The sequence below is a fragment of the Pectobacterium sp. PL64 genome, assembly GCF_022477975.1.
GTDB lineage: Bacteria > Pseudomonadota > Gammaproteobacteria > Enterobacterales > Enterobacteriaceae > Pectobacterium > Pectobacterium jejuense.
Genome location: NZ_CP092070.1, coordinates 66296 through 92878 on the forward strand (window position 1 = coordinate 66296; position 26583 = coordinate 92878).

A 26583-nucleotide genomic window follows, 5' to 3' on the forward strand; every position below is an offset into this window, starting at 1 on the left:
CACATTTTGATAGCCCGGTAATCAAGGGAGACAGTGGCGAAGAGCACCGTCATGGTTCACAGAGTTATGATGCTGCTTACTGAATACATCTATTTATCTGAAACTGACGCATACGTCGGTAGTTACGATTTTTTATGCGAAATTCACCTAAGGTACGGAGATTCTTATGAATAAAGACCAAGCCAGCGGTAACTGGAAACAGTTTAAAGGTAAAGCGAAAGAGCAATGGGGCAAATTAACGGATGACGATCTGACGGTCATCGAAGGTAAACGTGACCAACTGGTGGGGAGAATCCAGGAGCGTTACGGGTACGAAAAAGAAGCGGCAGAGAAAGAAGTGAAACACTGGGAAGAGCACCACAAATATCATTGGTAGCTATCACTGGTCACCAAGGTGATGTATCCCCACAGAAAAAACGATAGCCCTTGGGCTATCGTTTTTTAATCGGAACGGTATGGTCGTGACCGCAATGGTCCGGCTGCTTGCATGATGCAACTTCCTGACAGCCTCCACACAAGCCGTGTGCTTCCACCACGCTGTGACGCAGCGTAAATCCCGACTGTTGCGCCAGACTACGCAGCGTTTCTTCCACACCTTCGGTTTGACGTTCTGTAACCTGCCCGCAGCGGTCGCAGATGAAAAGGGCAGACGTGTGACTGTGGTCTTCGATATGGTGGCAGAGCACGTAGCTGTTGTTGGATTCGACGCGGTGAATGAAGCCTTGTTCCAGCAGAAAATCCAGCGCGCGATAGACAGTCGGCGGCTTCGCCTGAGGTTCGGAAACGCGCAGCAGGTCCAGCAGGTCATAAGCGCTGATAGCACCGGACTGCTGTGCCATAAGGCGTAAAACCTCTAACCGCTGTGGCGTGAGACGCACAGCGCGCTGCTGACAAATCTGTTCAGCCTGGGCAAGAAGTTTGTCCTGTTTGGTTGAATCCATTGTCATATCACCCTGACGCATTGAGGAACAAGACGGATATCTTACCACGACTGAATAAAAACGCCGAACTGGCGGCGTTTTCCTGTGAAGACGAGGATAGAAGCGCTATACGACCAGATCGATGAGCAGCGCCCGCAAAGGCGACTCTGCCTGTAGCGTCAACGCCGTTTCTTCCTTAATGAAGGCTCCGTCGCCGCAGTGCAGTGTTTCACTGTTCTGATTGCCTTTTACCGCCATTGAACCGTGGATCAGTTGGAGGTACGCCTGATTTCCCTTTAGCGCGATGGTGCTTTGCTCATTCTGCTGGAGATCGACATGATGCACCCAAACCTGCTGGCGCAGTTGCAGGCTATTGTGTTCGCCTTCCGGTGAGGCAAGCAGTGTATGGTTTACTGAATTCAATCCCATGCGCTGCAACGGGCTGTTCTCGCGGGTCTGGCAGGCATTCAGCCATAATTGCAGCCGCGTCAGCGGCTTGTTGGCGTTGGTATTATGTTCGCTATAGCTGACGTTTGGCTGCGTGGAGAGCAGCAGCACATCTCCGGCTTTGGCCTGAATGTGGCCGCCGTTGCTGTCGCGGTATTCCGCTTCGCCCTGAAGAATAATGTTCAGAATATCAACCCGTGGGTAGGTTCGCGGCTGGAATGATGCCCCCGGTGCCAATACTTCCTGATTGAGCACGCGCAGAGACGCGTAGCCCAGCAGCTGTGGGTCAAAATAGTGACCAAAAGAAAAGGTATAGCGCGCCTGCAACCAGCCATAGTCGGCCTGGCCGCATTGCCCCGCTGCTCTTCGTGTGATCATAATTGTTATCCCCCCCAGAGAATTATTTATTGAACTGATAGTAATTGTGTGGACGTTGGATTGTTAGCTAGTTAATCTGGTGGGTATGTTCAAAATTCCTGAATGAGTACGAAGATGGCGAAAGAACGAGCATTGACGCTGGAAGCTTTGAGGGTGATGGATGCGATCGATCGTCGTGGCAGCTTTGCCGCTGCGGCAGACGAGCTGGGTAGGGTGCCTTCGGCGCTGAGCTATACCATGCAGAAACTGGAAGAAGAGTTAGATGTGGTGCTGTTCGATCGTTCTGGACATCGTACTAAATTCACGAATGTCGGGCGGATGCTGCTGGAACGTGGACGTATTCTGCTGGAGGCTGCAGATAAGCTCACGACGGACGCAGAAGCGCTGGCGCGCGGTTGGGAAACGCATCTGACGATTGTGACGGAAGCGCTGATTCCTACTCAGCGAATTTTCCCGTTAATCGATAAACTGGCGCTTAAAGCCAATACGCAGGTATCGATTCTGACGGAAGTGCTGGCCGGGGCGTGGGAGCGTCTTGAGCAAGGGCGCGCCGATATTGTGATTGCGCCAGACATGCATTTTCGCGCGTCTTCTGAAATGAATACCCGCAAGCTGTACACGATGAATAACGTTTATGTCGCCAGCCCAGATCATCCAATTCATCAGGAGCCTGAACCGCTGTCGGATGCAACTCGGGTGAAATACCGTGGGATTGCGATGGCGGATACTGCGCGCGAACGCCCGGTACTGACCGTGCAGCTGTTGGATAAACAGCAGCGTCTGACGGTGAGTTCGCTGGATGATAAACGGCGTGCGCTACTGGCGGGATTAGGCGTCGCGACCATGCCTTACCCAATGGTTGCACAAGATATTGCAGAAGGGCGTTTGCTGGTAATTGGGCCTGAGCATCAGATGGAAAGCCAGATTATTATGGCGTGGCGGCGAGACAGCATGGGCGAGGCGAAATCCTGGTTCCTGCGTGAAATTCCAAAACTGCTGAACCAGCCCTAAATCCCGCGCTTTTTGCGGCAAGGTGTGGTTCCGCACCTTGCCGCACTGTTCACTACTTCACTACTGCGTAGCGAAAATCGACAAAACCCTAGTATAAATCGACAAACGTCTTATCGCGATGGTGAGGCTGGTTCAGATCTTGTTCTGGACCCAGCGAAATCACACCATGCGGATTAATCGTGCCGTGGCTACGATAGTAGTGGTGACGAATATGCGCCATATCGACGGTATCGGCGATGCCGGGCATCTGATAAATATCACGCAGAAAACCGAACAGATTGGGATAATCGCTCAGGCGGTATTTATCGCATTTAAAATGCGTGTGATAGACCGGATCGAAACGGATCAAGGTCGTCCACAGCCGCAGGTCGGCTTCGGTTAACTGCTCACCCGTCAGATAACGCTGTTTTGCTAAAATGCTTTCCAAATCGGAGAGCGCGGCGAAAACGGTCGTGGCGGATTCATCATAGGCTGACTGGCTTGTCGCAAAGCCGGCTTTGTACACACCGTTGTTGACCTTGTCGTAAATCCAGCCGTTCAATTCGTCAATCTGAGCGCGTAGCGCCTCTGGATAATAATCTCCCGCCGTTGCTCCCACGCCATCAAAAGCGCTGTTCAGCATGCGGATGATATCGGCAGATTCGTTACTGACAATGGTGTGCTGCTCGGTATCCCACAGGACAGGCACGGTCACCCGACCGCTGTAGTCTGGCATAGCGTGCAGGTAGAGCTGGTAGAGGAATTCGTGCTGATAGAGTGAGTCACCCGTTGCGGCTTCAAAATCGGTACCGAACGTCCAGCCATGATCGAGCATGAGCGGATGAACCACCGAAACGGCGATATGATCGGTTAACCCTTTCAACTGTCGCATGAGTAGCGTGCGATGTGCCCACGGGCAGGCGAGCGAAACGTAGAGATGATAACGGCCGGACTGAGCAGGAAAGCCACCTTTGCCGGTGAGGCCGGGTGCGCCATCGGGCGTTACCCAGTTGCGGAATGCGGATTCTGAACGCTTAAAATGGCCGCCGGTAGATTTGGTTTCATACCAGGTATCGTGCCATACGCCGTCAACCAGTTGTCCCATAAATCCTCCCGTTAGTGAGTGATGATAAAACAACGGCAAGCCTTATCTGCTTGCCGTCTCATTCGTTATTCGACTATTAAGTGTAGTACAGGCCGGAAAAGGTTCGTCTTACCACTTTTTGCCCAGCAGGCGGTCGATACTGAATGCGCCTGGGCCCGTTACCGCCAGCAGGAGGTAGCCACCAGCGATGGTCAGGTTTTTCATGAACATCAGTTGGTTCATGCCTTCTGCAAAGTTAGAGTGGAAAATCAGAGCAGTCAGCAGCGTAAAGCCTGCAGTGAACAGCGCGACGGTACGCGTCAGCAGACCGAACAGAACCGCCAGGCCACCACCCAGTTCCAGCAGAATGGTCAGCGGCAGCAGGAAGGACGGTACGCCCATCGCCTGCATATATTGTTGTGTGCCTGCATAGGCATCACCCAGCTTACCGTAACCTGCAACGATAAACAGAATTGGCATTAAGATACGTGCAACCAGCAGTGCAGTGCTTTCTAAATTTTTCATCATCTCTCCAATTAATATTGTTGTGGGCTATATTGCCCTGTTTTGTTTGTTGTAGCAGGTGTGGTCTGAAAACTTGGCCCGCCATCAGGTTATGGGCAGATAGTATAGAGAGATGATTTGCGCTTCCAGCGAGTATAATTGTCGCTGTATTTCAGAAAAATTGATGTTCAGTGAACAACTGTGCAAGAACGCGCTGTAATGGCATGAGCGCGTTAGGTAAAAGTCAGATGAAAAATGTCTTATAGATAAGGCAGATAGCCGAGGCGATAGGAAGAATTACGGACGTGGCTCAAATGTTTTGCGAACGAGTCTGACTGTGCCCCACAGCCCGACGAGGCGGCGTCCCCAGCGAATCATACGGCTGGGATGGCGCACGCCATAGAGCGCCACGAGGCTGGAACCCACGATCCAGTATTTACGCCACTGCATCAGGCTTTGCCAGCCGCGATCGTAACGGGCAGTGGTGTCCAGCCAGTGTTTTTTACCTGCCGATAAATCCAGCCGCTGCTGCTGTATCTGGCGCAGTAGCTGGGTTTTTTCTCTGTCTCGCTGCTGACGCTGGTTCACTTGGTATCTTCCTCCAGCAGCGATCTGTCGGTCGCCAGCTCTTTACGCGTCGCTTTGAGCAAGGTGGAGCGACGTACCTTCACGAGTGTCCATATGCCGCCTATCAGCGCCAGTCCGAGCAATGTGGCGGTAATACACCCCAGCGCAAAGAGGCGATATTGCGGATCGATGCCCCAGATGATCAGCGCGATCAGGCTCATAATGCCAAAAGCGGCAAAAAGCAGCGTCAGGCCGACCATAATCAGCAATTGAATCAGATTGGCTTTCTCTTCCTCTAATTCAATGACTGCCAGTCGAACGCGGCTTTCCACCATACTGACAATAATGGAGATGATGCGCTGAGCAGAAGCCATGACCCCGCTTGCGGGGCCTTGTTGTGATTTATCTGTCATAGCAATCCGCTAATTAGCGACGAGACAGCAGGACGCCAAGCACGACACCGACTGCTGCGCCAATGCCGACACCGGTCCACGGATTCTGGCGTACATAATCGTCCGCAGATTCAACCGCTTCCTTGGTTTGGGAAGCGATGCGCTCACCGGTCTCGCTCAGGCGACTGCGCGTTTCTTTCAGCGCGCTTTCTGCCTTATTACGCAGCTTGTCGAGTTCCGCTTTAGATTTATCGCTGGAGGTGCTTAATACTTCTTCCAGCGTGTCCGCCAGTGATTTCAATTCGGCGCGGAGGTACTCAGAATTTTGATCTTTAGCCATATTAGTAACCCTTCATGTTATAAACCTGAAAGTTAACTATAGCTGAAGCTGAAATTTATGCCGCCCCAAACGGGTACGGACAATTCTGATAACTCGCTGTAAATTTTAGCGATTTGTTTTTTGAATATAAAATGAACAGTTGCTGTGTGTTTTATAAGGGCACTGTATTGATGGATTATTGCGATGCGGCACGTTCCGCTGCGCGTAATTCCTGCTCGGCTTCAGCCAGCTTTCTTTCGCGCTTAAGGATCTTTTCGGCGTCATCTCTTTTCTGCCGGCTTTCGTTCAGTTCCTGCTGCCGTTCAGCGACGTCTTTACGTTTTTCCGCAATGGCTTCCTGACGCTTCTCTGCTAATCCGGCATCCGTGCAGTGGGTTTTCACGCCGTCCAATGCTTTCTCTAACCCATTGATGCGATTCTGATTGCCATGCTTACGCGCTTCATCGATTTGGCGCTGAATGTCTTGCGCTTTCTGCTGACAGGTCTCTACCTGATTGGCGGTATTCGCCAGTGCATGACCAGAAAGCAGGACGGATAAGGCAATAATGGATGGAGATAGTTTCGATGGAGATAGTTTCATAGTCGTCACCCCAGTTTGGATTGTTTCTGTGTCAGTTTCTGCTGCCAGAATGGTGTCGGGATTGTCACTTGCTGCGCGGTAATCGTGACTTTAGGCAGAGACAAACGCAGGACATCTCTGGCAGCGATACTCTGTTCTGGCGAGGCCAGACGGACGATCAGGCTATCTTGCTCTGGCGTAATGCTTTTGATCGCAATCCCTTTTTCGTTGAGACGCTGATACACGTAAAAGCCATCTGGCAACGCGGCACCATCATAAGGCTTGATGTGTAGCATAGCATCGTCTTGGGAACGGCGTAGCGACTGGGACTGCGTCAATGCAATCATCGGTAGAGCAAGCAATAGCAGTATGCGACCTGCTTTCCTGGAGAAGAGCCTAGAGAATAACCCGCTGATTGACACGGTTAGCTCCCTTTTTCAGCGTTATCTGCTTTAGCGTCACGTTTTTTACGCCACAGGACAAAGAGCGATCCAAACAGGCCGATAAACAGCAGCGCCAGCGGTAGCATCATCAGGCAGAACATCAGCTCGTCTTCATATTTCAGGAAGACCGTTGTTTTTCCTAAGGCGAAGCCCAGCGTAACCAGAATAAATACCCACAGGAACCCGCTCATCCAGTTAAAGAACTGAAAGCGCGCGTTATTCAGGCCAGACAAGCCTGCGATGGTAGGGAGTAACGTTCTGACAAAAGCCAGAAAACGCCCAACTAAAAGTGCGGACAAACCATGACGGTGGAAAAGCTGGTGGGCGCGTTGGTGATAGTGTGCGGGCAAATGTGATAGCCAGCCCTGAACCACTCCCGTATTGCCAAGCCACTTCCCTTGAATATAGCTGGCCCAACAGCCGAGGCTGGCGGCTGTCGTCAGGAGAAATATCGTAAAAGGGTAATTCATTGTGCCTTTGGCAACGAGGACGCCGACCAAAATGAGCAGGCTATCGCCGGGTAGGAAAGCGGCTGGGAGCAGGCCATTTTCCAGAAAGATGATCAGAAACAGTAATATGTAGATGGTCCATACCAGCTTCGGGTCGGCTAAAATATCGAAATCCTGATGCCAGAGTGCGTTTAACAGTTCTTTGATTAATTCCATCCGGTATTCCTAATACTGCTGTTGCATTTTAGCCTTGGCGACAATCACGCTTCTGGACATGATAAGAGTGAATACAGTGTTAATCCCGTCATACTCCAAGTTGCCTGAAACTCGAATTATTTAGGGTATATCAGGGCACAGGATTATGATTTTTTGATGATCTCTGTTTTTCTGCCTGATGGTGGAACTGGCGTCTGACTTGATGCTCGCTTTTCGCTGCGAACCCGATAAACAGGCTGCTTGGGGATTGTTTGGTCTTGGCAGACTTTGCATCCAAAGCGACGGATTAAGCGTAAGAAAGACGCGTTAACTGTAACAAAATAGGTGTTACTGAGACAGAAAAATATTACGACAACTGGGGCGGTTTGGGGGGATTTTTCGAAGAAGAGTGGGGATTTCTGCGATATTTTACACTCGCTGACAGAAATCAACGTTTTCTGACTTTTTCCCTTTGGTGCAAAATTTTCCCCCTTCGCTCAAAACAAGGGGGAGGATGCATAGTTAGGACTTGCCCGTATGTATCTGGTCGAGGTGGACGACCGGATTCTCGGCGAACATATAGCGGTCAACGTTAAACTCGAAATCATCAGTCGTGGCGCGAAATAGCATCTGTTTGGTATTTTCCAGATGTTGCCACATTGCCAGTTTAGCCGCGTAAGGATCTTTGCGAATCAGTGCCTTAAGGATGCGATCGTGCTCTTCGCACCAGCTTTCAATCGATTTGTCGTCAATGTGTTCATGCAGTTTGCGCCAGTAAGGATTATGAATCCGTTGGCTCCACATTTTCTCGACGATGGTCGCCATCGCGGAGTTCTGTGTTGCCAGCGCGACCTGAACGTGGAATTTGAGATCCCACTGAGAATCACGAAAGCGATCTTCTTGCCGCGCGTATTCCTGAATTTCCATCAGCTGGATGATGTCCTGACGGGTCACCTGCGTGGCCGCAAATTCGGCAATGTTACTTTCAATAAGCTGGCGAGCCTGAAGCAGCTCAAATGGGCCCGCCGCGACAAATTCAATATCGCCGCTATTAATGAACGGATTCTTCTGCTGGTTGGAAATAACGTGAATGCCTGAACCCTTGCGTACTTCAACGTACCCTTCGACTTCCAGCATAATAATCGCTTCACGTACCACGGTGCGGCTGACGTTCATTTCTTCAGAAATATAGCGTTCTGCCGGTAATTTTTCGCCGACCTGATACATACCGCTTTCGATGCGTTGTTTTAATTCTGCGGCTAACTGCTGGTATAGCCGTCGGGGTTCAGTGAGTGCCATGATGATGTCTACTCTCGATAGATGACGGTCCATGTGCCACGTCAGGGCCTGAGTGTCTATCTCGTTAATCTTTCAGGGATGATTTGTTATACCACTTAATCATAGCAGCAACCAATGTTGTGGTCACAGTTATCGCGGTGTGTTATCGGAGGGAGGTGGCTCACCCAGTCGCAGATCATACCGGATGAGCCAGGATAATGCAGGGATTATCAGTGCTGGTTGGCTTCTTTCAATGTTTCCGCCGCGGCGGCGACTTCTGATGCGGGTTGGTTTTTCAACACCGTCCAGATGACGACAGCACCTAGCAGATCGAAGACGGCCAGTGCAGCAAACAGTGGGCTGAAGCCCAGCGTATCGGCCAGCGCACCGACAACCAGTGCAAATAGGGTGCTTGCCATCCAGGCTGCCATTCCGGTTAAACCGTTCGCGGTCGCCACTTCATTACGACCAAATACGTCAGATGACAGGGTAATCAGCGCGCCGGACAATGACTGGTGCGCGAAACCGCCGACGCACAGCAGAGCGATGGCGACGTAAGGGCTGGAGAACAGCCCGATCATGCCCGGTGCAATCATTAGTACTGCGCCCATCGTGACCACCAGTTTGCGGGAAACGATCAGGTTCACTTTGAAGTGTTTTTGGAACAGCATCGGCAGGTAGCCACCCAGAATGCAGCCGATATCGGCAAACAGCATCGGCATCCAGGCGAACATGGCGATTTCTTTCAGGTTAAAGCCGTAGGCTTTAAACATGAACAGCGGGATCCACGCATTGAACGTTCCCCAGGCAGGTTCAGCCAGGAAACGCGGCAGTGCGATACCCCAGAATTGACGGTTACGCAGGATCTGCCAGGCAGACATTTTCTTCGCGTTATTGGTTTGGTGCTGCGCTTCTTGCCCGCTAAGAATATAGTCGCGCTCTTCGTCGCTGAGTTTTTTCTGATCTTTCGGGTGCTTATAGAAAACGAGCCAGCAGATGGCCCAGATCAGGCTTAGCGCTCCGGTAATGATAAAGGCCATTTCCCAGCTGTGTGCCACAATCGCCCATACCACCAGCGGTGGCGCGATCATGGCGCCGATGGATGACCCCACGTTGAAGTAACCCACCGCAACAGAGCGCTCTTTTGCCGGGAACCATTCGCTACTGGCTTTCAGGCCGGCAGGGATCATGGCCGCTTCTGCCATACCGACCGCGCCGCGGGCGATCGCTAAACCTCCCCAGCTATTTGCCAGCGCGGTGCCCATACAGAAGATGGCCCACAGAATGGCGAACATGGCATAGCCGATTTTTGTACCCAGCAAATCCAGTACATAGCCGGCGATGGGCTGCATAATGGTATAACAAGCTGAGTAGGCAGCAACGATGTAAGAATACTGCTGTGTGGTGATGTGTAACTGATCCTGTAGCGTCGGTGCAGCAACAGAAATTGCATTACGCGTCAGATATCCCAGCACGGTGCCAATGGTCACCAGGCCGATCATATACCAGCGTAATCCTTTGATTTTACGCATTTACTTTCTCTCCGAGTCAATAAAAACACTGTGATGGCTCTTGAGTGGCGTCACGGTGTAATGTGTCTTGTGATGTTGTACGACACGTTTTGTTGTTGTGCTGAACAGGAAAACCCTTCTCTTTGTGAGATAGCGATTGAATCCCTGCTTAAGGCAGCGCTACAATAATTTGTCATACAACTTTAAAAGTTGAGTGATATCACAAAACCATTATTTTTATATGGAATAGCGGATTCCTCGTTTAAACCGAGAGAGACAAGCCTTTTACGGCGATAAATGCTGAGTTATTGTACTGTTTGTTACATTTTTGCGATCATGACCTCACAAATACTGTGAGATATCGAGCATAATTGGTGTGATATCTTTTAACGGTCAACTAATTTGGTGCACAAGAAGCACGGTAAGGAAGAGAACATGCCCCAGTTTCTGAGTGAAGATTTTCTGTTAGACAGTGAATTTGCCCGTCGTCTTTATCATGAGTATGCCGTCGACCAACCGATATTTGACTATCACTGCCATTTGCCGCCTGAGCAGATTGCGGAAAATTATCGCTTCAAAAATTTGTATGACATCTGGCTGAAAGGCGATCACTACAAATGGCGTGCGATGCGCACCAACGGCGTGCCTGAGCGTTTGTGTACAGGTGATGCCAGCGATTGGGAAAAATTTGAAGCCTGGGCTGCTACCGTGCCACACACCATCGGCAACCCGCTCTACCACTGGACACACCTGGAACTGCGTCGTCCGTTCGGCATCACCGGCACGCTGCTGTCGCCGAGCACGGCAAAAGACATTTGGGATCGTTGTAATGCCATGCTGGAGCGCGATGACTTTACCGCACGCGGCATCATGCAGCAGATGAACGTGAAAATGGTGGGTACGACAGACGATCCGATTGACGATCTGCGCCACCATAAAACCGTTGCTCAGGATGCAAGCTTCTCTATCAAAGTGTTGCCGAGCTGGCGTCCAGATAAAGCGTTCAACATTGAGCTGGCAGCCTTCAACGACTACATGGCGAAACTGGGTGAAGTCTCCGACACCGACATTCGTCGTTTCAGCGATCTGCAAACGGCGCTGACCAAGCGTCTGGATCACTTCGCCGCACACGGCTGTAAAGTGTCTGACCACGCGCTGGATGTGGTGATGTTTGCCGAAGCCGATGACGCAACGCTGGATAACATTCTGGCGCGCCGCCTTGCTGGTGAAACGCTGAGCGAACATGAAGTGGCACAGTTCAAGACCGGCGTACTGGTCTGGCTGGGTGCGGAATATGCGCGTCGCGGCTGGGTTCAGCAGTACCACATTGGCGCACTGCGCAACAACAACCTGCGTCAGTTCAAACTGCTGGGGCCGGATGTGGGCTTCGATTCCATCAACGACCGTCCGCTGGCTCAGGAACTGTCTCGCCTGCTCAGCAAGCAGAATGAAGAAAACCTGCTGCCGAAAACCATCCTTTACTGCCTGAACCCGCGCGATAACGAAGTGCTCGGCACCATGATCGGTAACTTCCAGGGTGAAGGGATGCCGGGCAAGATGCAGTTCGGTTCCGGCTGGTGGTTCAACGATCAGAAGGACGGCATGCAACGTCAGATGACTCAGCTCGCACAGCTTGGTCTGCTGAGCCGCTTCGTCGGCATGCTGACCGATAGCCGTAGCTTCCTGTCTTATACCCGCCATGAATATTTCCGCCGCATCCTGTGCCAGATGATTGGCCGCTGGGTGGAAGATGGTGAAGCGCCAGCCGACCTGCCGTTGCTGGGCGAAATGGTGAAAAACATCAGTTTCGATAACGCTAAAAACTATTTTGCCATCGAGCTGTAATTCCACCGCGTAGGTGTGAGTTGCGCGAGGGACGTGGCAGTAAGACTCCTTAAGGGAATTACGCCGCGGCTCTCGGTGTCTCGGTCTTTTGTCATCTGCATCGGTGGTGATTCGGTGCAGGTGAATGTATACCCCAAATAATTCGAGTTGCAGGAAGGCGGCAAGAGAGGGAATCCCGATGAGCTTACACAAGTAAGTGATTCGGGTGAGTGAACGCAGCCAACGCACATGCAGCTTGAAGTATTACGGGAATGAATATAGGGCAAGGATGACGGTGGTTCGGTCGTGCCCTGAATGTGAGATTCGTCCTAAGGTAGCCTGTTAATGCAAACGTTAAATCGTCGTAACTTCCCCGGTCGTCAACACCCGGATCGTGTTATCCAGTTTGGTGAAGGCAATTTCCTGCGCGCCTTCGTTGACTGGCAGTTGGATTTGCTGAATGAGCACACCGATCTGGATGCGGGGATTGTTGTGGTTCGCCCGATCGATTCCGATTTCCCGCCCGCGCTGGACACGCAGGATGGGCTGTACACCACGATTATTCGCGGTCTGAACGAGCAGGGCGAGGCGGTTCGCGAACCCCGCCTGATCCGTTCGGTAAACCGTGAAATTAACGTGTACCGTCAGTTCGATGAGTATCTGGCGCTGGCACACGATCCGAATATCCGCTTCGTGTTCTCCAATACCACCGAAGCGGGTATCAGTTACCACGCGGATGACCGACTGAACGACGCACCGCCTGTCAGCTTCCCTGCGAAATTAACCCGTCTGCTGTATGAGCGCTTCTGTCATTTTGACGGTGCGGCGGATAAAGGCTGGGTGCTGCTGCCGTGCGAGCTGATTGATTACAACGGCGTGGCGCTGAAAGAGCTGGTGCTGCGCTATGCCGCACAGTGGAAACTGACGCCAACGTTTACCGCCTGGCTGAACGATCACAACACCTTCTGCTCGACGCTGGTAGACCGCATTGTGACGGGTTACCCGCGTGCCGAAGTGGAAGCGCTACAGCAGGAAATGGGCTATCAGGATACCTTTTGGGATACGGCAGAGCATTTCTACCTGTTCGTGATTCAAGGGCCACAGTGGCTGGCGGAAGAATTGCGTCTGAACAAGCTGGATCTGAACGTTCGTATCGTTGATGACATCAAGCCGTACAAAGAACGTAAAGTCGCGATTCTCAACGGTGCTCATACTGCGCTGGTGCCGGTCGCCTTCCTGGCAGGTCTGGATACCGTTGGCGAATCGATGAATGATGCGCTGATTGGTAAGTTCGTGGAAAAAACCATTGCCGAAGAGATTGTGCCGGTATTGGATTTGCCGCATGACGAACTGACGTCGTTTGCTCAGGCTGTGCTAAGCCGCTTCCGTAACCCGTTCATTCAGCATCAGCTGTTATCTATCTCGCTGAATGGCATGACCAAATTCCGGACCCGTATTCTGCCGCAGTTGCTGACCTACCGTGAGCGTCACGGTGAACTGCCTGCTCGCTTGACGTTTGCGCTGGCGGCCTTGATTGCATTCTATCGCGGCGAGCGCAGCGGTGAAGGCGATGCGTTACAAACCTATCCGTTGCAGGACGATGCACACTGGCTGGAGCGTTATTCCACGCTGTGGGTGGGCGTAAAAGAAAACACCGTCAGCCTGGCTGAACTGGTGAATGTTGTACTGCGCGATGCCGATCACTGGGAACAGGATTTAACACAGGTTCCTGGCCTGGCTGCGCAGGTGACTGAACAGTTACAAACCATCGTTGAGCGCGGCATGCGCGCAGCTGTGGAAGATTATTGCTAATCAGCAAGAAGGGTTATCCATGCAAAGTATTATAAAAATTCATTCTCTGGACAATGTGGCTGTCGCCCTGCGTGATGTCGAGCAAGGCGAAACGGTGTCGGTGGATAGCCATACGGTGACACTTCAGCAACCTGTCGTGCGCGGACATAAGTTCGCGCTGGAAACCATCGCACCGGGAGAAATGATTACCAAGTATGGCCTGCCGATCGGCCATGCGTTGGTGTCTATTGCTCCCGGAGAACACATCCATTCTCAGAATGCGAAAACCAATCTGAGCGATCTGGATGAATATCAGTATCAGCCTGAGTTCCTCGAACTGCCGCCACAGATGGGCGATCGGGATGTGCAGCTCTATCGTCGCAAAAATGGTGATGTGGGTATCCGGAATGAGCTGTGGATCCTGCCAACCGTTGGCTGCGTGAACGGGATTGCGCGTCAGATTCAGCAGCGTTTCCTGAAAGAAACCAACGATGCGGAAGGGATCGACGGCGTTTACCTGTTCAGCCATACCTTCGGCTGTTCACAGCTTGGTCAGGATCACGAAAACACCCGTACGATGCTGCAGAACATGGTGCGTCACCCAAATGCGGGTGCGGTACTGGTGATAGGTCTGGGCTGTGAGAACAATCAGGTTGACGCATTCCGCACGACGCTGGGCGATTTTGATTCCGACCGCGTGACGTTCATGGTGTGTCAGCAGCAGGATGATGAAGTCGAAGCCGGTCTGGAACGGCTGCATACGCTGTATGAGGCGATGCGCCACGACAAACGTGAACCGGGTAAGTTGAGTGAGCTGAAGTTTGGTCTGGAATGCGGCGGTTCCGATGGGTTGTCTGGTATTACTGCGAACCCGCTGTTAGGCCGTTTCTCCGACTATCTGATCGCCAACGGCGGCACCACTGTGCTGACCGAAGTACCGGAAATGTTCGGTGCGGAACGTATCCTGATGAGCCGCTGCCGTGATGAAGCTACGTTTGAGAAAACTGTGCACATGGTGAACGACTTCAAACAGTACTTCATCGCACACAACCAGCCGATTTACGAGAACCCCTCGCCGGGCAACAAAGCGGGCGGGATCACCACGCTGGAAGAGAAATCACTGGGCTGTACGCAAAAAGCCGGACAGAGCAAAGTGGTGGACGTGCTGAAATATGGTGAGCGCTTACATACCCCAGGGCTCAACCTGCTCAGCGCACCGGGGAATGATGCCGTCGCCACCAGCGCGCTGGCGGGTGCCGGTTGCCATATGGTGCTGTTCAGTACCGGACGCGGCACACCTTACGGTGGATTCGTGCCTACCGTAAAACTGGCGACCAACAGCGAGCTGGCGAAGAAGAAACCACATTGGATTGATTTCGATGCGGGGCGTCTGATCCACGACATGCCGATGGATGAACTGCTGAGCCAGTTTGTGGAGCTGATTGTCGAGATTGCTGACGGCAAACGGACGAAGAACGAAGTGAACGACTTCCGCGAATTAGCCATATTTAAGAGCGGCGTGACGTTGTAAATCTCATCCATTCCAATTAAAATAAAACGGCGTTTCATTTTTATAATGGCGCCGTTTTTTTTCGCCACAACTTTTATTTGCTACAACTTTTAGAGGCAGGGATCATGACACATTATTGGATTGCCCAGTCTGTTGGTGTACTGGCATTTCTGGTCGGTATCACCATGTTTTTCAACCGTAACGATCAAAAATTTAAAATACAGCTCTCGGCATACAGCGCCGTTATTGGTCTGCATTTCTTCCTGATGGGGGCAAATGCGGCAGGTGCCAGCGCATTGTTGAACTCGGCACGTACGCTAATCTCACTGAAAACGCACAACATCCTCGTGATGTTTGTCTTTATCTCACTGACGCTGCTCTTTGGGTTGTCGGGCATGAACCATGCGATGGAACTGCTGCCGATAGCGGGCACGGTCGCCAGTACCTGGGCGCTGTTTCGTACGTCGGGGTTGACGACGCGCTGCGTGATGTGGTGCTCAACCGCCGGTTGGGTCGCGCATAATATTTGGCTGGGCTCGATTGGTGGGTCGCTGATCGAAGGCAGTTTCCTGCTGATGAACGGCTTTAACATCATTCGCTTCTGGCGCATGCAGCAGCGAGGCATCGATCCTTTCAGCGTAGAGAATAAAGCGTAATTTCAAGTGTTTCTCTTAATCTCACGCCGTTCGTTTTGACGCGAACGGCGTGAGAGGAAAGGGGATAATCACTCCCTAATCAGTTACAGCAGATTCAAGCGCTCTTTTTCCGCCAGCTTGGCATCTTCCGCGTGGCATACGGCGGCGATGAACATCACGTCCGTCGAGGAGTTCACCGCGGTTTCTGCCGAGTCCTGCAATACGCCGATGATGAAACCAACCGCAACCACCTGCATGGCGATATCGTTGGAGATACCGAACATGCTGCACGCCAGTGGAATCAACAGCAGTGAACCACCCGCCACGCCCGAGGCACCACAGGCACACAGTGAAGCCACGACGCTGAGCAGCAGCGCGGTCGGCACGTCAATCTGAATACCCAGCGTATGGGCGGCGGCCAATGTCAGCACCGTGATGGTAATCGCCGCGCCTGCCATATTGATGGTTGCACCCAGCGGAATGGCGACAGAGTAGGTGTCTTCATCCAGATTCAGCTTGCGGCACAGTTCCATATTCACCGGAATATTGGCGGCGGAGCTGCGGGTAAAGAAGGCCGTCACGCCGCTTTCACGCAGGCAGCGCAGCACCAGCGGATAAGGATTGCTGCGAATCTTCCAGTAGACGATCAGCGGGTTGACCACCAGCGCGACCAGCAGCATGCCGCCGATCAGCACCATCAGCAGATGAGCATAGCCCCACAGTGCGCTGAAGCCCGTTTCCGCCAGCGTTGAGGCGACCAGACCGAAAATCCCCAGCGGTGCGAAACGAATCACGACGCGCACGATCATGGTAACCGCGTTGGAGGCATCGGTAATCATGTTCTTGGTGCTGTCCGAACCGTGACGGAATGCAATGCCCAGCCCAACGGCCCAGACCAGAATACCGATGTAATTTGCATTCAGCAGCGCGTGAATCGGGTTGGCGATGACGCTCATCAATAGCCCCTTCAGCACGTCGACAATCCCTGACGGTGGCGTGATGTCGGCGGCCTGCGCGTTGAGCGCCAGCGTGGAAGGGAAGAGGACGCTTAGCACCACGGCAATCAGCGCCGCTGAGAAGGTGCCGATGAGGTAAAGAAACAGGACTGGGCGGATATTGGTTTTCTGCCCTTGTTGGTGGTTGGCGATAGACGCTATGACCAGCACTAATACCAGAATGGGGGCGACGGCTTTCAATGCGCCGACGAACAGCGTTCCCAATAAGCCAGCCGCCAGTGCGGCCTGCGTAGACAGCGAGGCCAGAATAATACCAGCCGCAAGCCCCAGAAGAATCTGTTTAACCAGGCTGCCGTGGGTAATGTACTGCAAAAAACGAGAGTGTTGAGTGTTCATAATTTTGACGGGATAACCGTTCCGCTAAGTAGTTGTCTGTACGGAGCTGACACCTCTGGCCTGCGCCGGGTGGCTTTTTCTTTCCGTAACGAAGTGTGTTTGCGTGTATCAGTATATGAAAATTTATTTTTGAGAAAAGCAATGATGTGGTTTTTTATGACGGACATCCTTGTCCATCACCCTGCGGGCCGTTGCTATGCAACGTTGAAAAACGCTCCCGACGTTTTTTTATGACGGACATCCTTAGTCCGTCACCCTGCGGGCAGTTGCGTAGGGCGTGTGTCGAAACGTATGTATGAATGTAGAAAGCATTAATGGGGAAACCTCTCCGCACAGTCGAAGCCGTGCGGAGAGGTGAAAAGCAGGATTAACGCTCGGCGCGTTTGTTCACCCAGACGTTGATCAGCATGGTGATGACCAGAATGCTGGCAACGACGCCCAGAGAGACTGCCACCGGAATATGGAAAATGTCGATGAGCATCATCTTGGTACCGATGAAGATCAGGATGACGGCCAGACCATATTTCAACAGCGAGAAGCGTTCAGCCACGCCAGCCAGCAGGAAGTACATCGCACGCAGGCCCAGAATAGCGAACAGGTTTGATGTCAGTACGATAAAGGGATCGGTCGTGACGGCGAAAATAGCCGGGATACTGTCTACGGCGAAAATCACGTCGCTGATTTCAACCATAATCAGCACCAGAAACAGCGGCGTGGCATACAGGATACCGTTACGACGGACGAAGAATTTTTCATTCTCGATGCTATCCGTCATGCGCAGACGACTACGCAGCCAGCGCACCAGCGGCTTGTCGCCGATCGCGCCGCCATCTTCTTTCGCCAGCGCCATTTTAAGGCCGGTGAACAGCAGGAATGCACCGAACACGTAGAGCAGCCACTGGAACTGCGTGACTAACCAACTGCCGCCAAACACCATCAGCGTTCTGAGAACGATGGCACCCAGCACGCCGTAAATCAGCACGCGACGTTGGTATTGCGGGGGAACGGCGAAGTAGCCGAATAGCATCAGCCAGACGAAGACGTTATCGACGGCAAGCGCTTTCTCGATCAAATAACCGGTCAGGAAGGCGAGCGACTGGGCGTTGGCCACCTCGCGACCCATCGTACCGTCCAGATACCACCAGAAACCGGCGTTGAACAGCAGAGAGAGCGTGACCCAGATGATAGACCAGACGGCAGCCTGTTTGAACGTCATTACCGTCGACCCTTTGCGCCCTTGATAGAGCAGGTCGATGGCCAGCATCACTATAACAATGGCAGCGAAGCTGCCCCATAACCATGGCGTGCCGATGGTGTGCATAGCAAGATCCTTAAATAGAAACAAAAACGGCCAACATCGGAAGGACGCTGGCCGCTTGTTATTAAAGCTGCAGATGCACCTCGCCTTCCGGCAAGGTCTCACTTACAACATTAATGAAGCTGTCTCATCAAGGTTGCCCGGTAACCGGATGCGTAAAGCATCGTAATGACGATTGACCGGCGGAAAAGTTACTCCCCTTTGCCTGACAGAAGATAGGTGAAAAGATGATCTTGGTCAAATAATTATCGCTGTCTTACTCCGCATTTCCCGGCGTCGCGGCATCGGCAGGAAATACGACACCCGTTTGGCGGCGAATTTCCGTCAGCAGCCCCGCAACGGTGCGCGATCGTGCCAGTTCCGCATGGTTAATGTCGTTATCGTTTACCAGCATGGCAAAGACCTCGGCTTCGTACAGCATGCTATTGATATGCTGCGGCTGGCTGAGATCCACTTGCTTACCTTCACGCGGAATGAATTTCACGTTCTGGCATTCGGACACTTTTTCAATCACCAGCGAACCGTCTTCCCCCTGAATTTCACTGGGTATCGCGGAGTGGCTGACTTTGGAGTGGACGATGGTCACATCGAAATCGCCATAATTCAGGATGACGCAGCCATGTGCGTCTACGCCGCTTTCCAGCAGTGTCGCACTGGCTTGCGTGGTGCACGGTTCGCCCCACAGCGCCACGGCGAAGGCTAAGCAGTAGTAGCCGATATCCATGATGGAACCGTTGGAGAATGCAGGATTAAACGTATTCGGGTTCTCGCCCGCCAGATAGCGCGGGTAGCGTGAAGAATACTGGCAGTAATTCAGCACCACTTTACGCAGCCTGCCGACTTTTGGCAGCGCCTGTTGTATCACGCTAAAATTGGGCAGGCTGGCGGTTTTGAACGCTTCAAAGAGCACAACCTGATTTTCTCTGGCGCAGGCGATCATCTGTTCGACTTCATAGCGGTTGGAAGCCAGCGGTTTTTCGCAGATGACGTGCTTGCCGTGGCTCAGGAAAAGCAGTGCCTGTTCGCAATGCAGGGAATTAGGGCTGGCCAGATACACGGCGTCGATAAGATCGGATTTCGCCATGGCTTCCAGTGAATCAAACAGCGTATCCACCATGTAATCGGCTTGAAACGGCTGCGCTTTTTCTGCCGTACGTGAATAGATGGCGGTGAGCTTCAGTTTGCCGGTTTCATGGGCGGCATCAACAAACTGACGGGTGATCCAACTGGTTCCTACAATGGCGAAGCGAATCATAAGCGTTTGGTATCCTGAAGGCATGGATGATGACTATGCAGATTATCACGGTGAAATGACAAGGCAATGTCAATCATTTCCGGTTCTGGCAGAGAAAAGCATTTACTGACGGGCTATTTTAAGGGATAAACAGCGCAAATTTTATGATGCAGGAGAGGCTAATGAGCCAACTCGAATTGGAAACGTGCAACCTGACGTTGGTGCGTTACCCTCAGGTCGCTGAAAACTCGGCGCTACAGGCGTGGGATGCCGCAGATGAATATCTGCTGCGTGAACTGGCTACCATGGAAATCGCGCCGGGTCCGCGCCTGATTTTCAATGATACGTTTGGTGCGCTGGCCTGCGGTTTACAGGCGCAATCGCCCGTTAGTATCAGCGACTCTTACCTAAGCCAACTGGCGACGCGACATAATCTGGAACTGAACGGTTATGATGTCGATGCGGTCACGCTGCTGGATAGCATGGCGGAACTACCGGATGCGCCCGCGCTGGTAGTGATAAAAATACCGAAAACGATCGCGCTGCTGGAACACCAGTTGAGAATGTTGCGCAAGGTTGTTACGCCGCAAACGCGCATCATCGCCGGGGCGAAAGCACGGGATATTCATACCTCTACGCTGCAACTGTTTGAACGCGTGATGGGGCCGACGAAAACCTCTCTGGCCTGGAAAAAGGCGCGTCTGGTTCATTGTGAGTGGGCGGAACTCAAAGTCAGTGAGCAATCACTTACTACTGAGTGGGAGCTGGATGGCTACGGCTATCGCATTCAAAACCTGGCTAACGTGTATTCGCGTAATGGGCTGGATATCGGCGCACGCTTCTTTATGCAGCATTTGCCGGAACAGCTAGACGGTAAGATCATCGATCTCGGCTGTGGCAACGGCGTCATTGGGCTGGCAGCGCTGAAAGCCAACCCAGAGGCTACCGTCGGCTTCTTTGATGAATCCTACATGGCGGTGGCATCGAGCCAGACGAACGTTGAGGTTAACTGCCCGCAGGATATCGAGCGCTGTAGCTTCGTGGTGAACCACGGATTGGCCCGTGTGAAGCGCGATACGTTGCAGGCGGTGTTGTGTAATCCGCCATTCCACCAGCAGCAGGCGGTGACGGACGAAATCGCCTGGCAGATGTTTATGGATGCCCGCCGCTGCCTTCAGGTCGGCGGAGAACTGCGCATTGTGGGGAATCGCCATCTGGATTATTTCCACAAGTTGAAGCGTCTGTTCGGTAACTGTGAAACCCTCGCCAGCAACACGAAGTTCGCGGTACTGCGCGCCGTGAAAACGGGCTCGTCCCGCTAAGCGGCTCCTGCTTCGTGAGGCTGAATTAGCCTCACGAAGCGGAATCTGTTTCGCAAAACTGATTTTTCTTCTCTACGAACTTAGTGTGTCCCACGAACTACAATATTAACGCCAGCCGGGTGGCCTGATCGATCGCTCTGCGTGCGTCTAATTCCTGCGCCACATCGGCACCGCCAATCAAATGAACGTGACACCCAGCAGCGAGTAAAGGGTCATACAGCTTACGGTTAGGTTCCTGACCGGCACAAATAATGATGTTATCCACTGGCAAACAGCGCATTTGCTGGTCGTGGATAATGTGCAGCCCCTCATCATCAATATGATGATATTCCACGCCGCCCAGCAGCGTTACACCGTGGCGCAGCAGCGTGGTGCGATGTATCCAGCCTGTCGTTTTCCCCAGATTTTCACCGGGCTTGCCGGTCTTCCGCTGTAATACGGTAATGTCCCGCTGGTGGGGAAGCCCGTCAGGATGTTTAGGCAGCAGGCCGCCCCGGTGCTGCAATTGTTTATCGATGCCCCATTCCGCATAAAAATCGCCATGTCCTTCCTGAGAAGACTGGGGATTAAGACGATGGTTCTTGCTAAGAAGGCTGTTATCGCTAAGAAGACTATTCTCGTTTAGAAGATAGTGCGCGGTATCGAAACCGATGCCGCCTGCACCGATAATCGCGACCCGTTTGCCGACGGGCTTTTTGTCGCGCAGCACGTCCAGATAGCTCAGCACGCTAGGGTGATCGACACCTGCAATCGCGGGAATACGCGGCACGATGCCACAGGCCAGAATCACGTCATCAAAACCAAGTAAATCGGCGGCCGTTGCCTGCGTGCTCAGGCGAAGCGTGACGCCGAGCAATTCTAGCTGCCGACGGTAGTAGCGCAGCGTTTCATAAAATTCGGCTTTGCCGGGTATCTGTTTGGCAATATTGAACTGTCCGCCGATATAGGAAGACGATTCGAACAGCGTGACCTGATGGCCGCGTGCGGCGGCGTTGACGGCAAAAGCCATGCCAGCAGGCCCCGCGCCGACAACCGCAAAGCGTTTACCGACTCTGGCGGGCTGGATTGGCAGTTCAGTTTCGTGGCAGGCGCGTGGGTTAACCAGACAGGACGTGACCTTGCCAGCAAAAATCTGATCGAGGCAGGCCTGATTACAGCCGATACAGGTATTGATTTCATCTGCACGTCCCGACTGCGCTTTTGCTACCAGTTCCGCATCGGCGAGAAAAGGGCGCGCCATCGACACCATGTCGGCACAGCCTTCGGCTAAAAGCTGTTCCGCGACGCCAGGATCGTTGATGCGGTTGGTGGTAATCAGCGGGATGCGGACTTTCCCCATCAGCTTCTGCGTGACCCAGCCGAAGGCACCGCGCGGCACCAGCGTGGCGATAGTCGGAATACGCGCTTCATGCCAGCCGATACCGGTATTGATGAGCGTGGCGCCTGCCTGCTCAATCGCCTGTGCCAGTTGCACAATTTCTTGCCAGCTTGATCCTTCTTCTATCAGGTCAAGCATCGATAAACGGTAAATCAGGATGAAGTCTGGGCCCGTTCGTTCCCGCACGGCGCGAACAATCTCAAGCGCGAAGCGGCTACGGCGCTGGAAATCGCCGCCCCATTCATCATCGCGATGGTTGGTGTGTGTCACCAGAAACTGATTAATCAGGTAGCCTTCCGACCCCATAATTTCCACGCCGTCGTAATCCGCCTGCTGCGCCAGCGCGGCGCAACGGGCAAAGTCATCGATAGTTTGCACAATATCCTGCGTACTCATTTCTCGTGGTGCAAAGCGGTTAATCGGTGCCTGAATAGCTGATGGCGCGACCGGATCGGACTGATAGCTGTAGCGTCCGGCGTGGAGAATTTGCAGCGCGATCTTCCCGCCCGCATCGTGTACCGCCTGCGTCAGCACCTGATGATGCGCGAGCTGCGCCTCGTCATGCAGGGTCGCGCCGCCTTTGGCAACGGCACCTTTGGCGTTTGGCGCAATGCCGCCGGTGACAATCAGGCCAACGCCGCCCTGCGCGCGCTCACGGTAAAATGCTGCCAGCCTTTCGGTGCCGTCCGGGTGTTCTTCCAGACCGGTATGCATGGATCCCATCACCACGCGGTTCTTTAACGTTGTGAAGCCAAGATCGAGTGGGGAAAGCAGCGTGGGGTAGGCAGTCATTGCACTCTCCGGTGAAGTTAACTGGTCTGATGAGTCATGGTGTTCAATCTAGCCGTAATTGAGGGAGTTGTGAAATTTATGTTTCTTTATTGTGATTGATGTCATTGCTAACCATAGGGAGAAGCGCGTGCAGGCAAGGGATCGTACGCTGGAGTATTTGTTGTCGGGGGCGTGTGACATTATAATCCGCGAGTTTATTGGGCAAAGGTATCGTTATGCGGGTGGAAGAGTTGGAATATCGGCTGGATAGCGCGCTTCGGGCGTTAGAGCAAAGCGTTCAACGTCAGCAACAGACGTGGCGGCAGGAACATCAGTCCCTCCAGCAGCAGTTGCTTCAGGCGAAAGAGCGTGACGCTTACCTTTGTGCGCAGATTGAACGGCTCTCTGCACAGCTGAGCTCGATGGATAGCTCGCCGGAGCGTAATCCGCTGATTCAGAAAATGAAGGTCGTTCATGCCCATCTTGATGTGTTGGCACAAGAAGCCAGCGCCTTTAGGCGTTCACTGCGGTAACGCGTTAACGCAATCCTTCCGCTTCCTTACACAATTCCTCCTCATTCTCCATAATTGCCGCAAATGTGGAGCCGACACTTGCAGAGATTTACCCTTGCTCTAATTAACTGAAGGTGTCGGGCCTATACTTTCTCTCGTAGCACGGCACTCGCCGTCGACAAGTCAATTCAGAGAGAGGAATAGAATATGCGTAAACTCACTGCAATGCTGGTTGCTTCTTCTTTGGCATTGGGCGCGGCAGGTATCGCGCATGCTAATGACGCACCGAAAGGTCCTGGCCCGGAACACAAGATGATGATGAAAGAGGGTCGGGAGCATCGTGGCATGATGGGGCCGGATGCGATGTTTAAGGAGCTGAATTTGACGGAAGCGCAGAAGCAGCAAATTAAAGACATCATGAAAGAGTCCCGCGAGAAAATGCACAAAGCGATGCAAGACGATCGTCGTGATATGCATAGCCTGGTCGCATCCGATACGTTTGATGCCGCAAAAGCACAGGCACAGTTGGATAAAGCCGACGCCGCGCACAAGGCCAGAATGCTTAACGGACTGGAAACCAAGAACAAAATTTACAACGTTCTGACGCCAGAGCAGAAAAAGCAGTACAACGACAATTTTGAAAAACGACTGACTCAACCGCCAAAACCTGACGGCAAGCCTGTCCCTGCGGAATAACGCGTCCGCAAGATAACTCACTGAGTCAACAAGACCACCGGATTGACGTATTACCTCACGGGTAATGCCTCGGTCCGGTGGTTTTTTATTTATTTTCCCGCCGCCATCGCACTGTGAGTAGGGAAATGATTAATGCTATTCTCACGCGGAGACAGCAGGTGAAATGATCGGACAGCGGGCGGTAAAGGACAGATGAATCACGATTTGACGTTGAAAAATATAAAGTTCATGCCGCTGCTGTTTCTGACCACTCTGGTAGTGAGCTGTCTGGGATTTCGGTTTCGGGTGTTGGATGAACTGTCGCTGTTTTGGCCCGCCAACATTCTGGTGTTTTGCCTCATGATCATTTTCAGAGCCAGAAAAGGGACGATAACAGGTAAAACGCTCTCTATCTGTAGCGGTTTTTTGGTGAGTTATGCGGCGATGCTGTCGGCCGCGTTACTGATGGATAATAGCTCACCGTTAAAAACCAAGGTGCTGTTATGTTTGTGCAATATGGTTTTTGTGGTGACGGCCTGGTGCGCCTTTTGCCTGATGTGCCGGTTTACCGGCAAGTGGTCGACATTTGAAAAATTCAGCAAATATTACGTCTATATTATTTTTGCTGCGACGTTTGTCGGCGCATTCTTGTCCGGCGTGGCGTATGGGGTTTATGCGTATGTCTACGATACGGGAAACCGCTATGCCGAGTTTATGGACTGGTTCAGTGAGCAATTGGGAACCGGTATTATTCTCGCGTTCTTTTTCCTGCGGGGTAAAGACATCCTGCGCGCGTTACGGAATATTCCGCTGTGCCCTAAGAACATCAGAGAAAATATCTTTCCCTTTCTGGTTTTCATCATTTTCTTATTAGTGAGCCTCTTTTTCCTTGATGCCAGTCTGATTACGCTGTCCGTTATTCCACTCACGCTGTGTGCGTTCAATTACTCTTTTCCGATCATGTCGCTGCTCTGTGCGATTACCGGCGTAATACTGAATTATCTCTATATTAATCAGGTCGGTATACTCATCAATTCGAATTCCGAAGCGTACATTAATTCGTTTCTTACCACGGCAAGGCTGAACATCGCGATGTTAATTATGGCGATGTTAAGCGTCTCTCATTTTGTTTCGATGAACCGGCGACTGATAAAGATCATCGAAAGCAGCAGCCTGAAGGATGCACTCACGAATACCTTCAATCGTCGCGCTTTTCTCAGCATGTTGAATGGACGGCAGGGCGTGCTGATGAATAAGAAAAAGCGCCAATTAACGCTGTTGTTTCTGGATATCGATTATTTTAAGCAGGTCAACGATACCTACGGTCATGCCTGCGGCGATGAACTGATCGCCAGCTTTGCCCGTATGTTGAGCGCCACGATTCGTCCGAGCGACATCCTTTGCCGCTGGGGTGGGGAGGAGTTCGTGATTGCGGCTTATGACCTGACGGCTGAGCAATCCGAAGCGATGGCTGAAGCGCTGCGGCATCTTACGGAATCCACGGCGCTGAGGCTGTCCGACGGCCGGGAAATCCGTTTTACGACCAGTATTGGCGTTGCCACGTTTCCCCAGTATGAAGGCGGCAATATTTACGATCTGATCGGGCTGGCGGACGAGCAGTTGTATAAAGCGAAGGCACAGGGGCGTAACCGTGTCTGTATGCGTCTGGTCGAAGAGGTCTGACTCTTCCCTTGACCTTCCCCTTACTGGAACGTCTACCCTCAACCGTACTGTGACTGATTGAGGGGTTATGATGAAGAAAGTCCATTTGTTATTAACGGCAGCGTTGCTGGTTCCATTTCTCTCGTTCGCGGCCGACAGCGCGCATAGCGGCCACGGTGCTGCGAACGGCGCGTCGTCCTCCCAGCAGGCATACATGAAAGGGATGGATGCGATGCATAGCGAGATGATGGAAGGGATGCAGTCCAGCGATCCTGATATTGCCTTTGCCAAAGGGATGATTGCGCACCACCGCGGCGCGATTGATATGGCAAAAACGGAGCTGCAATACGGCAAAGACCCGGAGCTGCGCAAGCTGGCGGAAGAGATTATCAAAGCTCAGCAGCCGGAGATCGACCAAATGGAAGCCTGGTTGAAGAAGCAGGGCAAACAGTAAATGTGCCGATGGCGCTTCTTCTAAGAAGCGTCATTTTTTTATCCCGCCGTGGAGTGAGTGGCTTCGCCCGATTGGTAAAAATTTAGTG

The 26583-nt window shown here is 52.5% G+C and carries 27 protein-coding genes; 11 read left to right on the forward strand and 16 right to left on the reverse strand.

From position 1 onward, the window contains the following. Positions 1-166: 166 nt before the first annotated feature. The gene (locus HP572_RS00280) at positions 167-376 is read left to right on the forward strand and encodes a CsbD family protein (RefSeq protein WP_010282913.1); all 210 of its coding nucleotides are present in this window, start codon (positions 167-169) and stop codon (positions 374-376) included. Between the two features lie 55 nt (positions 377-431). Here the strand turns inward: HP572_RS00280 and zur are convergent, their stop codons facing one another. Together zur and HP572_RS00290 are read right to left on the reverse strand one after the other, a co-directional pair. Then, entirely contained in the window at positions 432-941 is a 510-nt protein-coding gene (gene zur, locus HP572_RS00285; protein ID WP_040032639.1) for a zinc uptake transcriptional repressor Zur, read from the reverse strand. A gap of 105 nt (positions 942-1046) precedes the next feature. Next, positions 1047-1745 carry a pirin family protein gene (locus HP572_RS00290; protein ID WP_040032641.1) on the reverse strand — a complete coding sequence of 233 codons (699 nt, stop codon included), beginning with the start codon at positions 1743-1745 and terminating at the stop codon, positions 1047-1049. A gap of 114 nt (positions 1746-1859) precedes the next feature. Here HP572_RS00290 and HP572_RS00295 point away from each other — a divergent pair, with 114 nt between their 5' ends. Then, positions 1860-2756: a LysR family transcriptional regulator gene (locus tag HP572_RS00295; protein ID WP_010282925.1), complete on the forward strand. Its 897-nt coding sequence runs from the start codon at positions 1860-1862 to the stop codon at positions 2754-2756. An 88-nt stretch (positions 2757-2844) separates the two neighbouring features. Here HP572_RS00295 and HP572_RS00300 read toward each other — a convergent pair whose 3' ends face one another. The 10 genes from HP572_RS00300 to HP572_RS00345 all read right to left on the reverse strand — a co-directional run bounded on the left by HP572_RS00300 (position 2845) and on the right by HP572_RS00345 (position 10078). Further along, positions 2845-3840 carry a glutathione S-transferase family protein gene (locus HP572_RS00300; RefSeq protein ID WP_048256595.1) on the reverse strand — a complete coding sequence of 332 codons (996 nt, stop codon included), beginning with the start codon at positions 3838-3840 and terminating at the stop codon, positions 2845-2847. A gap of 108 nt (positions 3841-3948) precedes the next feature. Beyond that, a complete protein-coding gene (locus HP572_RS00305; protein WP_010282928.1) occupies positions 3949-4344 on the reverse strand; it encodes a DoxX family protein in 396 nt (131 codons plus the stop codon). A gap of 276 nt (positions 4345-4620) precedes the next feature. Next, a complete protein-coding gene (locus HP572_RS00310; RefSeq protein WP_014914073.1) occupies positions 4621-4911 on the reverse strand; it encodes a YqjK-like family protein in 291 nt (96 codons plus the stop codon). Beyond that, complete coding sequence (locus HP572_RS00315; protein ID WP_205553730.1) at positions 4908-5303, reverse strand: phage holin family protein; 396 nt, start codon at positions 5301-5303, stop codon at positions 4908-4910. Before HP572_RS00315 ends, HP572_RS00310 begins: the two co-directional genes overlap by 4 nt. A gap of 13 nt (positions 5304-5316) precedes the next feature. Beyond that, a complete protein-coding gene (locus tag HP572_RS00320; RefSeq protein WP_040032650.1) occupies positions 5317-5622 on the reverse strand; it encodes a YqjD family protein in 306 nt (101 codons plus the stop codon). 175 nt (positions 5623-5797) lie between these two features. After that, entirely contained in the window at positions 5798-6202 is a 405-nt protein-coding gene (locus HP572_RS00325; protein WP_240584461.1) for a DUF1090 domain-containing protein, read from the reverse strand. A 5-nt stretch (positions 6203-6207) separates the two neighbouring features. Continuing rightward, on the reverse strand, positions 6208-6603 hold the full coding sequence (gene mzrA / locus HP572_RS00330) for an EnvZ/OmpR regulon moderator MzrA (protein ID WP_205553726.1): 396 nt from the start codon (positions 6601-6603) through the stop codon (positions 6208-6210). Positions 6604-6605: 2 nt separating this feature from the next. Next, positions 6606-7289: a DedA family protein gene (locus HP572_RS00335; protein WP_040032654.1), complete on the reverse strand. Its 684-nt coding sequence runs from the start codon at positions 7287-7289 to the stop codon at positions 6606-6608. 501 nt (positions 7290-7790) lie between these two features. After that, a complete protein-coding gene (gene exuR / locus HP572_RS00340) occupies positions 7791-8567 on the reverse strand; it encodes a transcriptional regulator ExuR (RefSeq protein ID WP_039303063.1) in 777 nt (258 codons plus the stop codon). A gap of 209 nt (positions 8568-8776) precedes the next feature. Continuing rightward, on the reverse strand, positions 8777-10078 hold the full coding sequence (locus HP572_RS00345; RefSeq protein WP_182813302.1) for an MFS transporter: 1302 nt from the start codon (positions 10076-10078) through the stop codon (positions 8777-8779). Positions 10079-10492: 414 nt separating this feature from the next. On the opposite strand from HP572_RS00345, the gene uxaC reads away from it, so the two are divergent. The 4 genes from uxaC to HP572_RS00365 all read left to right on the forward strand — a co-directional run bounded on the left by uxaC (position 10493) and on the right by HP572_RS00365 (position 15838). Next, entirely contained in the window at positions 10493-11902 is a 1410-nt protein-coding gene (gene uxaC, locus HP572_RS00350; protein WP_240584462.1) for a glucuronate isomerase, read from the forward strand. 324 nt (positions 11903-12226) lie between these two features. After that, positions 12227-13693: a tagaturonate reductase gene (locus tag HP572_RS00355; RefSeq protein ID WP_240584463.1), complete on the forward strand. Its 1467-nt coding sequence runs from the start codon at positions 12227-12229 to the stop codon at positions 13691-13693. A 19-nt stretch (positions 13694-13712) separates the two neighbouring features. Further along, a complete protein-coding gene (locus HP572_RS00360) occupies positions 13713-15203 on the forward strand; it encodes a UxaA family hydrolase (protein WP_048256592.1) in 1491 nt (496 codons plus the stop codon). A 104-nt stretch (positions 15204-15307) separates the two neighbouring features. Further along, entirely contained in the window at positions 15308-15838 is a 531-nt protein-coding gene (locus tag HP572_RS00365) for a YgjV family protein (RefSeq protein WP_039510620.1), read from the forward strand. Between the two features lie 83 nt (positions 15839-15921). Here the strand turns inward: HP572_RS00365 and sstT are convergent, their stop codons facing one another. The 3 genes from sstT to HP572_RS00380 form a co-directional block, all read right to left on the reverse strand. Then, a complete protein-coding gene (gene sstT, locus HP572_RS00370; RefSeq protein WP_240584464.1) occupies positions 15922-17169 on the reverse strand; it encodes a serine/threonine transporter SstT in 1248 nt (415 codons plus the stop codon). Positions 17170-17536: 367 nt separating this feature from the next. Continuing rightward, the gene (locus HP572_RS00375) at positions 17537-18490 is read right to left on the reverse strand and encodes a TerC family protein (protein WP_240584465.1); all 954 of its coding nucleotides are present in this window, start codon (positions 18488-18490) and stop codon (positions 17537-17539) included. Positions 18491-18743: 253 nt separating this feature from the next. Then, positions 18744-19742 carry a Gfo/Idh/MocA family protein gene (locus tag HP572_RS00380; protein ID WP_240584466.1) on the reverse strand — a complete coding sequence of 333 codons (999 nt, stop codon included), beginning with the start codon at positions 19740-19742 and terminating at the stop codon, positions 18744-18746. 161 nt (positions 19743-19903) lie between these two features. On the opposite strand from HP572_RS00380, the gene rlmG reads away from it, so the two are divergent. Then, positions 19904-21043: a 23S rRNA (guanine(1835)-N(2))-methyltransferase RlmG gene (rlmG, locus tag HP572_RS00385; protein ID WP_205553704.1), complete on the forward strand. Its 1140-nt coding sequence runs from the start codon at positions 19904-19906 to the stop codon at positions 21041-21043. Between the two features lie 97 nt (positions 21044-21140). Here rlmG and HP572_RS00390 read toward each other — a convergent pair whose 3' ends face one another. Next, positions 21141-23213 (reverse strand): NADPH-dependent 2,4-dienoyl-CoA reductase, encoded by a 2073-nt coding sequence (locus HP572_RS00390; protein ID WP_240584467.1) that lies wholly within the window; start codon positions 23211-23213, stop codon positions 21141-21143. Positions 23214-23428: 215 nt separating this feature from the next. Here HP572_RS00390 and HP572_RS00395 point away from each other — a divergent pair, with 215 nt between their 5' ends. The 4 genes from HP572_RS00395 to HP572_RS00410 all read left to right on the forward strand — a co-directional run bounded on the left by HP572_RS00395 (position 23429) and on the right by HP572_RS00410 (position 26495). Continuing rightward, positions 23429-23725 (forward strand): hypothetical protein, encoded by a 297-nt coding sequence (locus tag HP572_RS00395; RefSeq protein WP_010282972.1) that lies wholly within the window; start codon positions 23429-23431, stop codon positions 23723-23725. Between the two features lie 186 nt (positions 23726-23911). Next, on the forward strand, positions 23912-24400 hold the full coding sequence (spy, locus tag HP572_RS00400) for an ATP-independent periplasmic protein-refolding chaperone Spy (RefSeq protein ID WP_014914087.1): 489 nt from the start codon (positions 23912-23914) through the stop codon (positions 24398-24400). A 192-nt stretch (positions 24401-24592) separates the two neighbouring features. Further along, the gene (locus tag HP572_RS00405; RefSeq protein WP_240584468.1) at positions 24593-26062 is read left to right on the forward strand and encodes a GGDEF domain-containing protein; all 1470 of its coding nucleotides are present in this window, start codon (positions 24593-24595) and stop codon (positions 26060-26062) included. A gap of 70 nt (positions 26063-26132) precedes the next feature. Continuing rightward, positions 26133-26495 carry a DUF305 domain-containing protein gene (locus HP572_RS00410; RefSeq protein ID WP_240585813.1) on the forward strand — a complete coding sequence of 121 codons (363 nt, stop codon included), beginning with the start codon at positions 26133-26135 and terminating at the stop codon, positions 26493-26495. Positions 26496-26583: the final 88 nt, after the last annotated feature.

Coding starts and splice junctions, on each gene's coding strand:
- HP572_RS00325 (WP_240584461.1), bottom strand. CDS start 6,202: ATGAAACTATCTCCATCGAAACTATCTCCATCCATTATTGCCTTATCC.
- spy (WP_014914087.1), top strand. CDS start 23,912: ATGCGTAAACTCACTGCAATGCTGGTTGCTTCTTCTTTGGCATTGGGC.
- HP572_RS00375 (WP_240584465.1), bottom strand. CDS start 18,490: ATGCACACCATCGGCACGCCATGGTTATGGGGCAGCTTCGCTGCCATT.
- HP572_RS00410 (WP_240585813.1), top strand. CDS start 26,133: ATGAAGAAAGTCCATTTGTTATTAACGGCAGCGTTGCTGGTTCCATTT.
- HP572_RS00355 (WP_240584463.1), top strand. CDS start 12,227: ATGCAAACGTTAAATCGTCGTAACTTCCCCGGTCGTCAACACCCGGAT.
- HP572_RS00295 (WP_010282925.1), top strand. CDS start 1,860: ATGGCGAAAGAACGAGCATTGACGCTGGAAGCTTTGAGGGTGATGGAT.
- HP572_RS00280 (WP_010282913.1), top strand. CDS start 167: ATGAATAAAGACCAAGCCAGCGGTAACTGGAAACAGTTTAAAGGTAAA.
- HP572_RS00380 (WP_240584466.1), bottom strand. CDS start 19,742: ATGATTCGCTTCGCCATTGTAGGAACCAGTTGGATCACCCGTCAGTTT.
- HP572_RS00300 (WP_048256595.1), bottom strand. CDS start 3,840: ATGGGACAACTGGTTGACGGCGTATGGCACGATACCTGGTATGAAACC.
- HP572_RS00395 (WP_010282972.1), top strand. CDS start 23,429: ATGCGGGTGGAAGAGTTGGAATATCGGCTGGATAGCGCGCTTCGGGCG.
- HP572_RS00360 (WP_048256592.1), top strand. CDS start 13,713: ATGCAAAGTATTATAAAAATTCATTCTCTGGACAATGTGGCTGTCGCC.
- HP572_RS00290 (WP_040032641.1), bottom strand. CDS start 1,745: ATGATCACACGAAGAGCAGCGGGGCAATGCGGCCAGGCCGACTATGGC.
- exuR (WP_039303063.1), bottom strand. CDS start 8,567: ATGGCACTCACTGAACCCCGACGGCTATACCAGCAGTTAGCCGCAGAA.
- HP572_RS00335 (WP_040032654.1), bottom strand. CDS start 7,289: ATGGAATTAATCAAAGAACTGTTAAACGCACTCTGGCATCAGGATTTC.
- HP572_RS00345 (WP_182813302.1), bottom strand. CDS start 10,078: ATGCGTAAAATCAAAGGATTACGCTGGTATATGATCGGCCTGGTGACC.
- HP572_RS00365 (WP_039510620.1), top strand. CDS start 15,308: ATGACACATTATTGGATTGCCCAGTCTGTTGGTGTACTGGCATTTCTG.
- HP572_RS00320 (WP_040032650.1), bottom strand. CDS start 5,622: ATGGCTAAAGATCAAAATTCTGAGTACCTCCGCGCCGAATTGAAATCA.
- HP572_RS00305 (WP_010282928.1), bottom strand. CDS start 4,344: ATGAAAAATTTAGAAAGCACTGCACTGCTGGTTGCACGTATCTTAATG.
- uxaC (WP_240584462.1), top strand. CDS start 10,493: ATGCCCCAGTTTCTGAGTGAAGATTTTCTGTTAGACAGTGAATTTGCC.
- rlmG (WP_205553704.1), top strand. CDS start 19,904: ATGAGCCAACTCGAATTGGAAACGTGCAACCTGACGTTGGTGCGTTAC.
- HP572_RS00390 (WP_240584467.1), bottom strand. CDS start 23,213: ATGACTGCCTACCCCACGCTGCTTTCCCCACTCGATCTTGGCTTCACA.
- HP572_RS00405 (WP_240584468.1), top strand. CDS start 24,593: ATGAATCACGATTTGACGTTGAAAAATATAAAGTTCATGCCGCTGCTG.
- HP572_RS00315 (WP_205553730.1), bottom strand. CDS start 5,303: ATGACAGATAAATCACAACAAGGCCCCGCAAGCGGGGTCATGGCTTCT.
- zur (WP_040032639.1), bottom strand. CDS start 941: ATGGATTCAACCAAACAGGACAAACTTCTTGCCCAGGCTGAACAGATT.
- sstT (WP_240584464.1), bottom strand. CDS start 17,169: ATGAACACTCAACACTCTCGTTTTTTGCAGTACATTACCCACGGCAGC.